Source organism: Chitinophaga sp. YR627 (assembly GCF_900114995.1).
Classification (GTDB): Bacteria; Bacteroidota; Bacteroidia; order Chitinophagales; family Chitinophagaceae; genus Chitinophaga.
In genome coordinates, this window is sequence record NZ_FOUX01000007.1 from 157,922 (window position 1) to 172,527 (window position 14,606).

The following is a 14,606-nucleotide window of genomic DNA, read 5'->3' on the forward strand; positions in this document are numbered from 1 at the left end:
AAAGGAAGTATTCATTATGATGAAACGAAGTATTGCCATCACATGGTTTGTATGCCTGTCTGCACTGATATCCTATGGACAGACAACCAGATATAGTAACCCAACGGCGCCGGTAGGCGACCCTGCTTTAACCGTACCTGCATCCGTAGTGCCGGTTATGGATCAATGGATGCGGGATACCTACGTCATGACGGGACCAGATGGATATTACTATATGACCGGTACCACAGCTACACCTGGCCGGGTATTTCCCGCGGGACGAGTGCATTGCTGGGATTACAACGACGGACTATATCTGTGGAGATCAAAAAATATGCAACAGTGGGAGTCGATGGGAAGGATCTGGAGCTTTGATAAAGACGCCGCCGCATGGCAGCAGAAAGGAAAAGCATTGGAGCCGGGCGCCATGTCACCTAACAGGGATCGGCTTGATTCTTTCTACCGTGCCGTATGGGCTCCTGAGCTGCATTACATCAAAAGTAAAAAGAAATGGCTGCTGATCGCCTGTATCAATGGTGGCATCGGTTCTTTTGTGCTGGAAAGTGTTTCAGGCAAACCGGAAGGGCCTTACAGGAACATAAAAGGAAACAGGCAAAAAGCCCTCTTTCCCAATATTGATCTCAGCCTTTTTGAAGATGATAATGGTGCCGTCTATCTGATCGGTCATAATCATTTTATTGCCAGGATGAAGGCTGATCTGAGTGATGTGGCGGAGCCTTTCCGCAGAATGGAAGAAACGCCGTATCAACAGGAACCTTATATCGAAGGGGTTTTTATTACCAGGCATGCAGGGAAATACCAGCTCCTGCAAACCATCTGGTCGGTGAAAAAAGCAGACGGTACTTTTTCTTACCTGCGGGATGATAAGAACAAAAAGGACTCCCTGTACAGTTATGATGTGGTCGTGGCAGAAGCAGACAATATTTACGGTCCTTATGGTCCGCGTTATGCCGCTATCTTACAGGGTGGGCATAACAATATATTTAAAGACCAGGAGGGTTATTGGTGGTCAACCACCTTCTTCAACCCAAGAGGGATCATGGGTACGAAGTTTACGGTCACCTGCAGACCAGGACTTGTGCCTGTAAAATGGACAGATGGAAAACTTAGACCGGATACAGACCGTGCGGCTAAATTTTATGACGCTCTTAAATCAAACTAAACATGATCAGAAAAATATGCGCAGCGCTGATAATGTTGTTGCCTGTCGCGATACATGCCCAGGAGATAGGCGCTAACTTCAATCATGATCCTGAGATCATTGATCTGGTCTATCTGCGGAAAACGCCGGTAAAATGGATCCGTACCACGCCTTATATTTTTCAATATATCAATGGAGAGAAAGATCCTGCTACCGAACCAGGTTTGGAAAAACTGATCGATGCAAAGAAGGCCGGTTATAAAGTGGCTTTTGGTTTCCGCTGGGACTTCAGGAAGTTTAAATTACCGATCCCGGCGCCGGGATCGCCTGAAGAGAAAAAGTATTTTGCAACAGTGACAGCTATCCTCAATCGGGTGGGTGCTTATGTGGATATCTTCAAGTTAGGTAATGAGCCTAATCTGGAAACGATGGAACAGGACCTGCAGCTGAATGCAGAAGGAGTAGTGCCCCTGGTCAGATTTACAGAAAGATTATTGAATGAAGTGGTGGAGCCTTATTACCGGGAGCATACACAACTGACACGTCCGGATGTGTATGTCGGTTCATTGCCTGCGTTGTTTGAGAAAGAACAGCAAGAGAAACCAGGAGTAACAGGATTGATCCGCCTGGCACAGGAGAACAGCCGTATCAAAGGATTGGCTATCCATCTCCATATCAGTGATTCTCTTGATATGGAAAAAGCATTCCGTTTTGTGCGTACTATTATGCCGGATAAGCCGATTATTGTTCCGGAGTATTCTCTTTTCCGGTTGTATAACCAGCATGTATCCGATGAGTTGGGGAGCAGTGATGCTGGTATTGCCTTTGCCAGTAAATACAATTACCCGTCCGGAATGAAGTTGTATGAATGGTATAGTAAAGCCAATACAGAGAAGGTCAGTGCAGCGGAATGGGCGGAGATGTTTGCTTCCCGTTCCTGGTTTCCACCACATTTTATGAAGACCTATTACAGGTACTTCCGGCAATATGGCGTGGTGTTGGCTACTTATGGTTATCTCAGTCAGTCCGCACCGGCAAAGGTCACGCCTGGTACCGGCATATGGTTTGTGAATCCGATCTTTCCGATGAAGAGTCTGCAAAAGCAGGCAGATGGATCTTATACACCTAATCCTTTATGGTTTAATGATTTTGTAGATATTGTGCATTATGGAGCAAAGAAATAAATACCGTATCATACTATTGCTGGCTGGGCTATTCGGCTTATCCGGAGGGGATGTCGTTGCCCAGTCAAAGCCGAATATCATCCTGCTGTATGCAGATGATCTGGGATATGGCGATGTAGGTTGTTACGGCGCATCAGCCGTAAAGACGCCAAATATAGACCGTCTTGCCAGCAGGGGATTGCGGTTTACGGATGCGCATTGTACAGCGGCCACCTGTACGCCGTCCAGGCTCTCCTTACTGACAGGTACCTACGCCTTCCGAAAGAAAGCAGCTATTCTGCCAGGTGATGCACCTTTGCTGATCCAACCGGAGACGCATACTTTACCACGCATGTTACAACAGGCGGGGTATACGACCGCCGTGATCGGTAAATGGCATTTGGGTTTGGGGAATGGCGTCATTAACTGGAATGATAACATTGGTCCAGGTCCGAATGAGATCGGATTTGACTATTCTTTTATCATTCCGGCTACCACAGATCGGGTACCTACCGTTTTTGTGGAGAATGGCAGGGTGCCTAATCTGGATCCCAGCGACCCTATCGCTGTGAGTTATGCAGCAATGATCGGGGATGAGCCTACCGGACTCTCTGACCCGCAACTGCTGAAGCAGCGGGCGGACACACAGCATAGTAATACGATTATAAACGGCATCAGCAGGATTGGTTTTATGACCGGTGGAAAACGTGCGAGATGGGTAGATGAAGAGATTCCCATGGTATTGAACGGAAAGGCGAAAGACTTCATAACAGGGCATAAGGACAAGCCATTTTTCCTTTATTATCCTTTTCCTAACATACATGTGCCGCGTACACCGAATAGGAAATTTGCCGGTACAACTACATTAGGCGCCCGTGGAGATGTGATTGCAGAGATGGACTGGTTAGTAGGAGAGATTACGCATTTACTGGATTCACTGGGGATTGCGAAAAATACACTGATCGTATTCAGTAGTGATAACGGTCCGGTATTAGATGATGGCTACGAAGATCAGGCCGGACAACTGAACAACGGCCATAAACCGGCGGGGATATTCAGCGGCGGAAAATACAGTGCCCTTGAAGCCGGTACAAGAATGTCTACCATTACTTACTGGCCAGGCACAATACGTCCGGGTGTTTCAGCAGCTTTGTGTTCACAGGTTGACCTGATGGCTTCTTTTGCAGCATTGACAGGGCAACAGTTACCGGCAGGCGCCGCACCGGATAGCCGGAATGCGCTGGACGTCTGGCTGGGGAAGTCTGTACAGGGCAGAAAATACCTGCTGGAAGAGTCTTATACACTTGCGCTGCGGGATAAGCGGTGGAAATATATTGCTCCACAGACGACACCAACGCCCGACTGGATGAAAAACAAGAAAATAGCTACCGGACTGGCGCCTGTAGAACAACTATACGATTTGCAAAAGGATCCGGGAGAGACGCATAATCTCGCCAGCCAGCATCCGGAAATCATAAAGACATTGAAAGCTGAATTGAAAAAACTGACACTATGAAAGCGCGGAACGTATTATTATCATCATTGATCATTCTATCTTCCTGTACGGGAAGCCGTAAGAACAACAAGACAACCGTCAGTAAAGATGACAGACCCAATATCGTACTGATACTGGCGGATGATCTTGGCTACTCTGATCTTGGCTGCTACGGTGGGGAGATACAAACACCCAATCTCGATTATCTGGCAGCAAATGGTCTGCGCTTCAGGCATTTCTACAATACTTCACGTTGCTGTCCTTCCAGGGCTTCCCTGCTGACTGGTTTATATAACCAGCAGGCAGGTATCGGTGAAATGACAACGGCAAGACCAGAGGCCGGATATCGCGGGTATATCACGGAGAACACGGTTACACTGGCAGAGGTATTGAAAGATGCCGGTTATCATACGGCAATGTCAGGCAAATGGCATGTATCCAATACGGTTGAACAATCCACACCGGCAGCACAACTGAAATGGCTGAACCACCAGGCATCACATCCGTATTTCTCACCGGTGGAACAATACCCTGTCAACAGAGGATTTGAAAAGTATTACGGCAATATCTTCGGTGTGGTGGACTACTTTGATCCTTTTAGTCTGGTAAATGGTACAACGCCGGTTGAAACCGTCCCCAGTGATTATTATCATACAGATGCCATCAACGATACAGCTGTTAGTTATGTGAAAGCGCTTAGTAAGGAAGATAAACCCTTCTTCCTGTATGTTGCACATACAGCTCCGCACTGGCCATTGCAGGCATTGCCGGAAGATATAAAGAAATACGAACAGACTTACAAGGGAGGCTGGGATGCTATCCGGGAAGCCCGTTATAAAAGGATGGTCGCACAGGGATTGATCGATCCTGCAACTACTCCTTTATCACCCCGTATGAATAATCAGCTGAGCTGGGATAAGAACCCGGATAAGGAATGGGATGCACGGGCGATGGCAGTACATGCAGCGATGGTTGACCGTATGGACCAGGGCATTGGCCGCCTGATTCAGACATTGCGGGAAACCGGCAAACTTGACAACACGATCATCATCTTCTTAAGTGATAATGGCGCGAGTCCTGAAAACTGTATGCGATATGGCCCGGGCTTTGACCGCCCCGGACAAACCAGGGATGGAAAAGAGATCAGTTACCCGGTAAAGAAAGATGTGTTGCCGGGTCCGCAGACTACTTTTGCTTCCATCGGCGAGCGTTGGGCCAATGTGGTGAATACACCTTATCAGTACGCAAAGGCACAATCCTATGAAGGCGGCGTACGTACGCCGATGATCGCTTACTGGCCAAAAGGTATTAAGGCAAAAGGAGCGTTTGCAGACCAGCTGGGGCACGTTATGGACTTTATGCCCACCTTCCTGAACGTGGCCAAAGCCAGCTATCCGCAAACGTATAAAGGGCATGCTATTACGCCTTCCACTGGTGTTAGTCTGCTGCCTGCATTCGAAGGCAAAAAAGTAGCAGGACATGATGTGTTGTACAACGAACATTTTAACGCCCGCTATGTACGGGAAGGAGACTGGAAGCTGGTCTCTTTGTCAGGTGATTCCACCTGGCATTTATATAAGATCAATCAGGACGAAACAGAGCTGAACGATCTGGCTGCCCGGCATCCGGATGTAGTGACCCGTATGTCAGCACAATGGCGGCAATGGGCAAATACACACAATGTGTTTCCTAAACCGGGTAAAAAGTAAACCAATAGATCTGTTTTGCAGATTGATAAACCATCAAACCTAACACGTATGTTCATAAGAAACGTCCTCATATTGATCGCCTGTAGCCTGTTCTCTGCTAACATGGCCACCGCACAAAGTAAATGGTCCGCCGAAAAGGCAAAGCAATGGTATGCAAAACAGGGATGGCTGAAAGGAAGTAATTTCCAGCCATCTACGGCCATTAATCAGCTGGAAATGTTCCAGCCGGAAACATTTGATACAGCTACTATCAACCGTGAACTGGGCTGGGCAGAAAACCTGGGATTTAATGTGATGCGGGTATATCTGCATCACCTGCTATGGACTGCCGATAAGGCCGGGTTTAAGAAAAGGCTGGATACTTATCTGACCATCTCTTCCAGCCACCATATCAAAACCCTGTTTGTGTTCTTTGATGATTGCTGGAATGATACCGCCTGGCTGGGTAAACAGCCGGAACCCAAAACAGGTGTACATAATTCGGGTTGGGTAAGAGATCCGGGTACGATGATATATACGCATCCTGATACCCTGAAAGTATTGGAGGCATATGTAAAAGATGTACTGACTACATTCAAAAATGATGACCGTATATTATTATGGGACCTTTACAATGAACCCGGTAATAACAAACAGCTGGGGAAAAGTATGCCGCTGTTGCAAAAAGTATTTCAATGGGCAGGTGAAGTAAGACCATCACAACCGATATCCGCCGGTGTGTGGAATGACGGGCCCGCATTCAAAGAACTGAACAGGTTTCAGCTGGAGCATTCTGATGTGATCACTTACCATAATTATGCGTACATTGATAATCATCAGCATACTATTGATACATTGAGAAAGTATGACAGACCATTGATCTGTACGGAATATATGGCCAGGAGAAATGCCAGTCTCTTTCAACTGATCCTGCCATTACTCAAAGCTGAAAATGTAGGTGCTATCAACTGGGGATTCGTAAGTGGTAAAACCAATACGATCTATGCCTGGGATACGCCAATGCCTGATGGTAAAGAACCACAGCTCTGGTTTCATGATATCTACAGAAAGGATGGAACACCTTTCAGTAAAGATGAAGAAGCCTTTATCAAAAAGCTGTGCAGATAAATACGTGAATGTTACAATGAGGTGTTGTCCGCCAGTATGAAATGGACAGATATGTGCCGATGAAGCAGTTTATCTTTTATTGCCTGATTTTCCTTTACTACCAGACCAGCGGACAGCAGATACGTTTCCGGAACTATTCCGTAGCGGAAGGCCTGCCCTCCAGTACGGTGCGTACAATCGCACAGGATGATCAGGGTTATCTCTGGTTTGGTACTAAAAACGGGATCAGTCGTTTTGATGGATACCAGTTCAGAAACTTTCAGTATAAAAAGAACGACTCCACTTCCCTCGGCAATAACTTTTTGCATTGCATTACCCGTATAGACAGTACACATCTCTGGATAGGCACTGAAAGCGGGATTTACATACTTGATCTGGAAAAAGAACAGTTTTCTCATTTCGGTCCGCCGAAAGAGAAAACTGTTTTTGATATTATCCGGGATAAGGATGGCATCATTTGGTTTACATCGCGGCTGAATGGTTTATATAGCTATGATCCGCAGAAAAAAGCCCTGCATAATTTTAAAGCAGGCAATTCACATCTTTCCAGTGATCAGGTGACCCGGGTGGCACAGGATGATGATGGGAATATCTGGGTAGGCACATACGGAGATGGAATAGATATCTATAATCCTTCCAGCGGAACATTTACTCATCTGTATACAGGTAACAGCGGACTCAGTAATGATCTCATCAATGCCATCTATAAAGGACAGGATGGTGTTATGTGGGTAGGTACCATGAATGGTGGCTTGTGTAAATGGGATCCGGTGGAGCGTAGTTTTCAGGTTTACCGCAATACAGGAAATCCGGCTGCTATCAATGATGATATTGTACGCGCAATATGTCAGGTGTCTCCTGATAAGCTATATGTGGGGACAGAGAAAGGTCTGAATGTGCTGGATCTTGCGACAAACAGATTTACGGCGTACATCAACAAAGGCAACGATCCGTTCAGTATCAGCGACAATGCCATCTATTCATTATTTCCTGACAGAGCGGGTACCATGTGGATAGGAACGTTCTTTGGCGGCGCCAGTTATTTTAATGAGAAGGGGCCTGTTTTTGAACTGTATTACCCGACAGGAGAGCAAAATGGTTTAGCCGGTCGTGCTGTCAGCTCTTTCCTGGAGGACGGTCCCGGAAAGTTGTGGATCGGTACAGAAGACGGCGGACTACAATATTTTAACACCATTACCCATAACTTTCAGCAATACCCGTTTCTTCCCAACCAGCAAAAACTTTCCTATCACAATATTCACACCTTATTGCGGGACAAAGCAGGCAATATCTGGATTGGATTGTTTGCCGGCGGTATCAATGTACTTGATCCGCGGACGGGTAAGGTGACCTATTTTCAGCATCATACGGAAGATATTCATTCCGTGAACAGTGACAACATTTTCTGTATTTATCAGGACAGAGACGGTGTCATGTGGATAGGGACAGACAAAGGACTGGACCAGTATGACAGCGGACGGCGTGATTTTACACGTGTGCTCCGCGAAGGGGTCAGTAACACCATCATCTATGATATTTATGAAGATGATAATAAAACCCTTTGGTTTGCTACCTACAACAATGGCCTGATATGTTATAATAAAAAGACTGACCAATGGGACAGCGTAGCGGCAGATGGGATGGTTAAGCTGACCAGCTTATATGATGATCACCAGGGGAATCTCTGGATAGGATCAGACGGTGGCGGATTACATAAGTATAACTTCCGTACCAGACAGGTAGAAGCCTATAATGATAAAGCGCGTATTAATGCCAATGTGGTGTATGGCATCAGACAGGATGACGCAGGACTGATCTGGATCACCACAAATAACGGCATTTATAGTATAGATCCTGCAACACATAAAGCAAGGCATTTTACACCACAGGACAATCTGCAAAGCCGCCAGTTTGACTATAAGTCATTTTATAAAATGTCAGATGGTAAGTTGTTTGCCGGTGGCATCAAGGGATTCAATGCATTCTATCCGGAGAAAGTATCTACTGTAACGGATAAGATCCGTGTCTCTTTTACCAACTTTCAGTTGTTCAACAGAAATGTGCCGATACAGGAAGATGGCCCCCTGTCCAGACAGATCAATTATGCGCGTAAACTGGTCTTACAGCATGATCAGTCAGTGATCAGTTTTGAATTTGCTGCGTTGAACTTCAGTGCGCCGGAGAAGTTAAGTTATGCGTATAAGATGGATGGTTTTGATGCAGACTGGAATTATGTAGGCGATCAGCGAAAGGCTACTTATACCAATCTGTCACCAGGCACTTACACGTTCCGTGTAAAGGCAACAGAAGATAAGAGTAACTGGGATGTGACCGAATCCACGATGAAAGTGGTCATAAAGCCGCCTTTCTACAGGACGACAGTAGCATACATCATTTTTGTATTGCTGGCATTGGGTGCTGCTTATGGTGTTTATCTGTATTCTTCTGCCTATATCCGGAGGAAACACCAGATCAGATTAGAACGCCTGAAGAATAAGGAAGAGCAGGAGTTTTATGCCAGGAAGATCGAATTCTTTACAGTGATGGCGCACGAAATAAGAACGCCCTTATCGCTGATCATTGCACCATTGGAGAAACTGCTGTCAATGAATAAGTGGCAGCAGGAGGAAAAGCAGCAACTGGTTGTAATGGATGAGAATGCAGAAAGATTGATGGACCTGGTGAATCAGCTGCTTGACTTCAGAAGGATCGAAAGCGATGCCTATGAGATCCGGAAAGAGGAGGTAGAAGTAGTATCGTTGGTGCAGTCTGTTTATTCCCGGTTTTCCGCGTTGCCTTATCAGAAGGATATTGAATTTACATTAAGCCTCCGGGTGAGCAGTTTGTCATTACCTGCCGATCCTGAGGTGCTGAATAAAATATTGAGCAATCTCCTGATCAATGCATTCAGGTATGCAAAGCAGAAAGTGAGCATCTCTGTTTATGAATTGACGGGTACTGAAAATGAGTCTGCCCGGCTTTGTATCAGTGTGGAAGATGATGGGATAGGTATACCGTCAGACGATCTGAAGAACATCTTTAAGCAGTTCTTTACCACCGTCAGAAAAGGACAGGAAGATCGTCATCCGGGTGGTACAGGTATTGGGCTGGCACTGGCCAGTTCGCTGGCAGACAAACACGGCGGAAAGCTGCTTGTCGAGAGCAGGGAAGGAGAACAGACCATCTTTACCCTGGAATTACCGGTTACGGCACCGCAAAGACCTAAGCAGGAGCCTCAACAGGAAGACGATATCGCCGATGACGAAAGACCATTGATCTTAGTAGTAGAGGATGATCTGGCGATACAGCGGTTCCTGGCCGATAGTTTTCGCGATACAGGCTATAATGTGTTAAAGGCGTCCAATGGGAAGGCTGCCATGGACCTGATCGAAGCTCATTCCATCGACCTGATAATCTCTGATATTATGATGGCAGAGATGGATGGTATTGAGTTATGTCAGCAGGTAAAAACGAATATCGCGTACAGCCATATTCCTTTTATGCTGCTTTCTGCCAGGGGCAATAGTGAATCGGAGCTGAAAGGCATAGAGGCAGGTGCGGATGCCTATATCATAAAGCCGTTTAAATTCAAGCATATTGTGGCGGTGGCAAAGAACCTGATTGCATCGAGGGAAAACCTCCGCCTGAAATTTTCAGAGCAACCGAGCAGCGATGTAAGTGTGCTGGCGACCAACAGCCGGGATAAAGCATTCATGGAAAAGGTGGTGAGCATTATTGAAGAACGTATCATCGACCCGCAGCTTTCTGTAGAAGAACTAAGCCGCAATATGGCGATGAGTCGTTCGAATCTGCATAAAAAACTGAAGTCGTTGTCTGGTTATGTCCCCAACGAACTGATAAAGCTCGTCAGGTTGAAACATGCTGCCAAGCTCCTGTTGAACGGTGAGCATACGGTCACAGAAGTAGCTTATATGACGGGCTTTAGTTCGCCGTCTTATTTCTCCAAATGCTTCCTGCAGCAGTTTAAGGTTACACCGAAGGAATATGCCGATAATAAGACTAAACCAGGTACGTCGGAGGTGGATGATCTGTTGAAGGGTGGGTAATGATAAGAATGTTTGCCATAAAGGATCTGAGGCATAATGTTAAGGATATGAAATATTGGTCTATGAATGGTAATAACTGGCAGGTCTTATATTTTTGTTAATAATAAAAAATCGATTATTGTCTTGGATAAATGCTTTTTCTAGGCAAGAAGGGTATAGTTAACAATTGGTGGCTTGTTTTCTGGTAACATTTTAAAAAAAATGTGTTGTTCATCAGCATGTAATTCTAAATATTTACAATTGGCAGTTTAAGTATGAATTTTTTTGTGATTAAGTTTAAGGCAAAAATACACTAGCTGTAGCACTATCACTGATATTTTTGCGATATTGAGATGGATATATATCTGTTTTATAACTTAAATATTCAACATGCACGGGAAAATTGATACACTTGATATTTCAACTCATTTCAAGGCTCACTTAGAATTAGAAAATAATAATAGAATCATTTTTTCCGGTAAGTTTGGGGTAGGTAAGACCTTTTTTATCAAAGAGTTTTTTTCAGCTTATTCTGAAAAATATAATGCAATAACAATATCTCCATCCAAATACACCGTTTCAGCCAATGAGGATATTTTTGAATTGATTAAGGTGGATATAATTATGAATCTATTTTGTAACCATGATCTTTCAATTACAAAATTTGAGACCTCTAAAGTTGAACTGATAACTAATTTTTTGAATCAATTGCCGTTCAATTTGTCGAAGTTCTTTTTAGTTGCACTTAAAAATATTGATCCAATAGGAAGTTTTATTAACTGGAATATATTTGAATCGATTTTGCAGTCTTATAAGGATTATGAGAAAGAAATAATGGAGAAAAAGACAAATAGTCAAGTTTTGAGTGAATACCTTGACCGGTCTTTAGATATTAAGGGGAATTTCTTTGAAAATAATTTTATCACGAGAACTATTATCGCTGAATTAAGGGGAGTAAAAAAAAATAATAAAAAAAATGTCCTAATAATTGATGATTTAGATAGAATAGACCCCGAGCACATATTTAGGATAATGAATATAATGTCGGCACATAATGATTACTTATTAGAAACTAATAAGTTTGAATTTGACCATATAATACTAGTATGCGATATCGAAAATATTAAACATATTTATCATCATAAGTATGGTCCGAAAGTTGATTTTCATGGATATGTTGATAAATTTTACTCTTACGATATTTTCTACTATAGCAATATGGATGCAGTTTCTCTATTTATAAGAGAAGCAGATTTGAGACTAAAAAATGAAAGAGAGGAAGAGTTCTATCGTTTTATATTTTCTAATTTAATTGAATCGAATCAAATAACTCTGCGGAAATTAGTTAAATATAGTTTGTCATTTGAACTAAAAGATTTTATTTATTATGAGCAAAATGGACTAGACGATAGCGTACTATGGTCAATAAATAGTCATCCTGACTTTTTGCAAACAAGCAAGCTGGTTGTTCATTCTCAAGAAATCAAAATCCTCAGATTTTTCAAGTTAATGAATTTAGTATATGGTGATTTTTCTTCATTTTTAAGGGCATTAGAGATTATGTCAAAACAATTGATTGGGAAAAAAGCACAATGGGAATTAATTTCGGAGGTATTTCTTTTTGTAGCAGAACAATTTCATTTATTGTCTGCTAGAAATGATAGTCTTTTTATTACTAAAGTTATCAAACATGATGATTTAGATCGGACAAACTATGTGAGTAAAGTTTATTTTCCAACTGTGAGGATTCACGGGATTGATTGTTTAATTAATTTGAAATGGAATTTTAGTAATCAATATGATGGGAGCCAATTATATTTTGACAATTCAGTAACTGAATTTGTAAATAAAAAAATGGTATTTTCTAATTCTGAATTCTCCATTTCAAAATTGATTGATACACTGTATGAATGTGCTATTATAGCCTATAAGGCACGAGTATTAGAGCGTATTGGAATAAATGCAAGGTTAAACGAAGAAAATGAAATGCGATGACAGACTTTCATTCCCTTTTATAGTGCCTTGTTGTTTTTTGTCAGCTAAACAACTATATTACTATCGATTTTTATGAGTTTTTTATTGATTAGTTCCTCAATGAATATTTCAGGTAACTCGCCAAAGATTGGAATATCTATAAAGTAAGGGCTAGGCACGGGATTTTTTCTGTTTACTAAATAACTTCCCCGTAATGTATTCTTGACCTCACATTCCTTTAGAATTAAGCTTAATGATTCTTTTATTCCTTTATACTGGAACCATTGATTCAAAATGGATTTGAAAAACCGTACATGGTAAAGGTTTGTAATGAGGTAGAAGAAAGAAAACCCTAATTCTTTTGAAATCTTAAATAGCGGAGATTCAATTATTAACCGGTTTAGTAACTTATTGAGGGATGACTGGTATTCTAATTTATTCCTTTCAAATTTCGCTATACTAAATGAATTATTTAAAATTAGGTTTGAAAACCAGATACTGGGCTCTCCGGAAATGCATATTGCAATTGCCAATGGTTCTGGGTATTCTAAAAAATATTTAATAGTATCTTGTGAATAAGGTAAGTTGACTAAATGCTTAGCGCAAAGAAATTCCTGAATAGATAGGTGGCTAAATTCAAAATTTCGGTAGCTCGATTCAACTATAATACCTGTATGAGATTCTATTTCAGATACTACTTTTTTCATCTCATTTGTAGGCAAGTCATATTTGTCACTAATTTCAGAATAGATGAATTCTAGGTCCTTTGTAGAGAATACTTTTTGTTTAATTTTATATGTTAGTAAATAGGAAAGTTCAGAAATGAATTTTAATTTTTTTCGCGTATTAAAATCTGTATAATTCGAATGCCTTATAATATCTCGATGTTCATCCCATTCTTTGAGAATTAAATAGGTGGCATCTTCATATATTTCTGAAGGCTGTGTAGGTAAGTAAGAGTATTTCTCAAATAGGATAAGCAGAAATGTTAGGAATATTGGACGGTTGGCTAGGTCCTTGTAAGGTTTTTTTTGCAGTTCTTCCAGGAATCCCAGATGATTGGTTAGCCACTTTTGAGATATCTCTTTAACTTGATTTAGTGTTAATGGTGCGATTTCATATGAAGTAAAATTATTAATTACTTTGTTTAATTCAGATTTTCGTACTGTCATTAGTATTTTCGAGTGATGCAACTTTAAACCAACATTTTCTATTTCTCTAAGCGTGTCTGCCTTTACTGATTGATTTAATTCGTCAAAACCGTCCAACATTAAAACACATTGTACTTGGTTTAGAAAATTGACTGCGAAATTGCGAATAGGAACTTCTCCTACAAATAATTCAAGCTTTTCTTCTTTAATTGTGTTCTTAGTTATTTCTCCTGTTTTTTTATTTGTTTTCTTTACTGTTTTTTCATAAACGACTGTTTTATAAAATGAATCTATATTGAATATATTTAGTATGTACTTAAATAAAGGAGTATCAGCTGGAATATCTCTGAGCCTAACTAAAATAGGAAGACCTCCATAGTCAGCAGATTGAAAATTGGATAGGTGTTTTAAAATAAGCCGTTTCAATGTTGTTGTTTTGCCTGCACCTGGAGCACCTACGAGGAGAATGTTGTCCTCCGAATTTAAAATATCAGCTTCTTGTATTTTAACGGGCTTGCCATTATTAAATTGTACAATGTCTGATGCAATTATCAACTCTATAGTGGAGTCGTTTGTTTTCTTAGGTTTTGCAAGATCTATAAAAGGTATTGAACTTGCCCATTTACAAATTTCTTTAAAATGCTCCTCATATAATTCGGGAAATTTGATTTTTGTTTTATCAAATTCTTTTTTGCTGTATCCTAAGGCCTCAGGTTTAAACTTCTTGAGAGTTTCGGACACTTTTTTTTTCAATATATCTGAATTGATAATTTTCGTAATATCTGGTAGCATATCTAACTGTAAGATTTAGATAAAAGGG

General features: G+C 41.9%; 8 protein-coding genes. 7 read left to right on the forward strand and 1 reads right to left on the reverse strand.

What is annotated here, in order from left to right:
• Nucleotides 1-16 precede the first annotated feature (16 nt).
• The 7 genes from BMZ72_RS32835 (at nucleotide 17) to BMZ72_RS32865 (ending at nucleotide 12,656) form a co-directional block, all read left to right on the forward strand.
• Complete coding sequence (locus tag BMZ72_RS32835; RefSeq protein ID WP_089815189.1) at nucleotides 17-1,162, forward strand: family 43 glycosylhydrolase; 1,146 nt, start codon at nucleotides 17-19, stop codon at nucleotides 1,160-1,162.
• 2 nt (nucleotides 1,163-1,164) lie between these two features.
• Nucleotides 1,165-2,325, forward strand: a complete 1,161-nt coding sequence (locus BMZ72_RS32840) for a hypothetical protein (RefSeq protein ID WP_089815191.1) — start codon at nucleotides 1,165-1,167, stop codon at nucleotides 2,323-2,325.
• A complete protein-coding gene (locus BMZ72_RS32845; RefSeq protein WP_089815193.1) occupies nucleotides 2,309-3,820 on the forward strand; it encodes a sulfatase-like hydrolase/transferase in 1,512 nt (503 codons plus the stop codon). Before BMZ72_RS32840 ends, BMZ72_RS32845 begins: the two co-directional genes overlap by 17 nt.
• A complete protein-coding gene (locus BMZ72_RS32850) occupies nucleotides 3,817-5,508 on the forward strand; it encodes an arylsulfatase (protein WP_089815195.1) in 1,692 nt (563 codons plus the stop codon). Before BMZ72_RS32845 ends, BMZ72_RS32850 begins: the two co-directional genes overlap by 4 nt.
• Nucleotides 5,509-5,556: 48 nt before the next feature.
• Nucleotides 5,557-6,615, forward strand: coding sequence for a glycoside hydrolase family 2 TIM barrel-domain containing protein (locus tag BMZ72_RS32855; RefSeq protein ID WP_089815197.1), 1,059 nt, complete (start codon nucleotides 5,557-5,559; stop codon nucleotides 6,613-6,615).
• Between the two features lie 59 nt (nucleotides 6,616-6,674).
• A complete protein-coding gene (locus tag BMZ72_RS32860; protein WP_177223004.1) occupies nucleotides 6,675-10,682 on the forward strand; it encodes a hybrid sensor histidine kinase/response regulator transcription factor in 4,008 nt (1,335 codons plus the stop codon).
• A 369-nt stretch (nucleotides 10,683-11,051) separates the two neighbouring features.
• Nucleotides 11,052-12,656 (forward strand): P-loop NTPase fold protein, encoded by a 1,605-nt coding sequence (locus BMZ72_RS32865; protein ID WP_089815201.1) that lies wholly within the window; start codon nucleotides 11,052-11,054, stop codon nucleotides 12,654-12,656.
• A 44-nt stretch (nucleotides 12,657-12,700) separates the two neighbouring features.
• Here the strand turns inward: BMZ72_RS32865 and BMZ72_RS32870 are convergent, their stop codons facing one another.
• A complete protein-coding gene (locus BMZ72_RS32870) occupies nucleotides 12,701-14,578 on the reverse strand; it encodes an NACHT domain-containing protein (RefSeq protein ID WP_089815203.1) in 1,878 nt (625 codons plus the stop codon).
• Nucleotides 14,579-14,606: the final 28 nt, after the last annotated feature.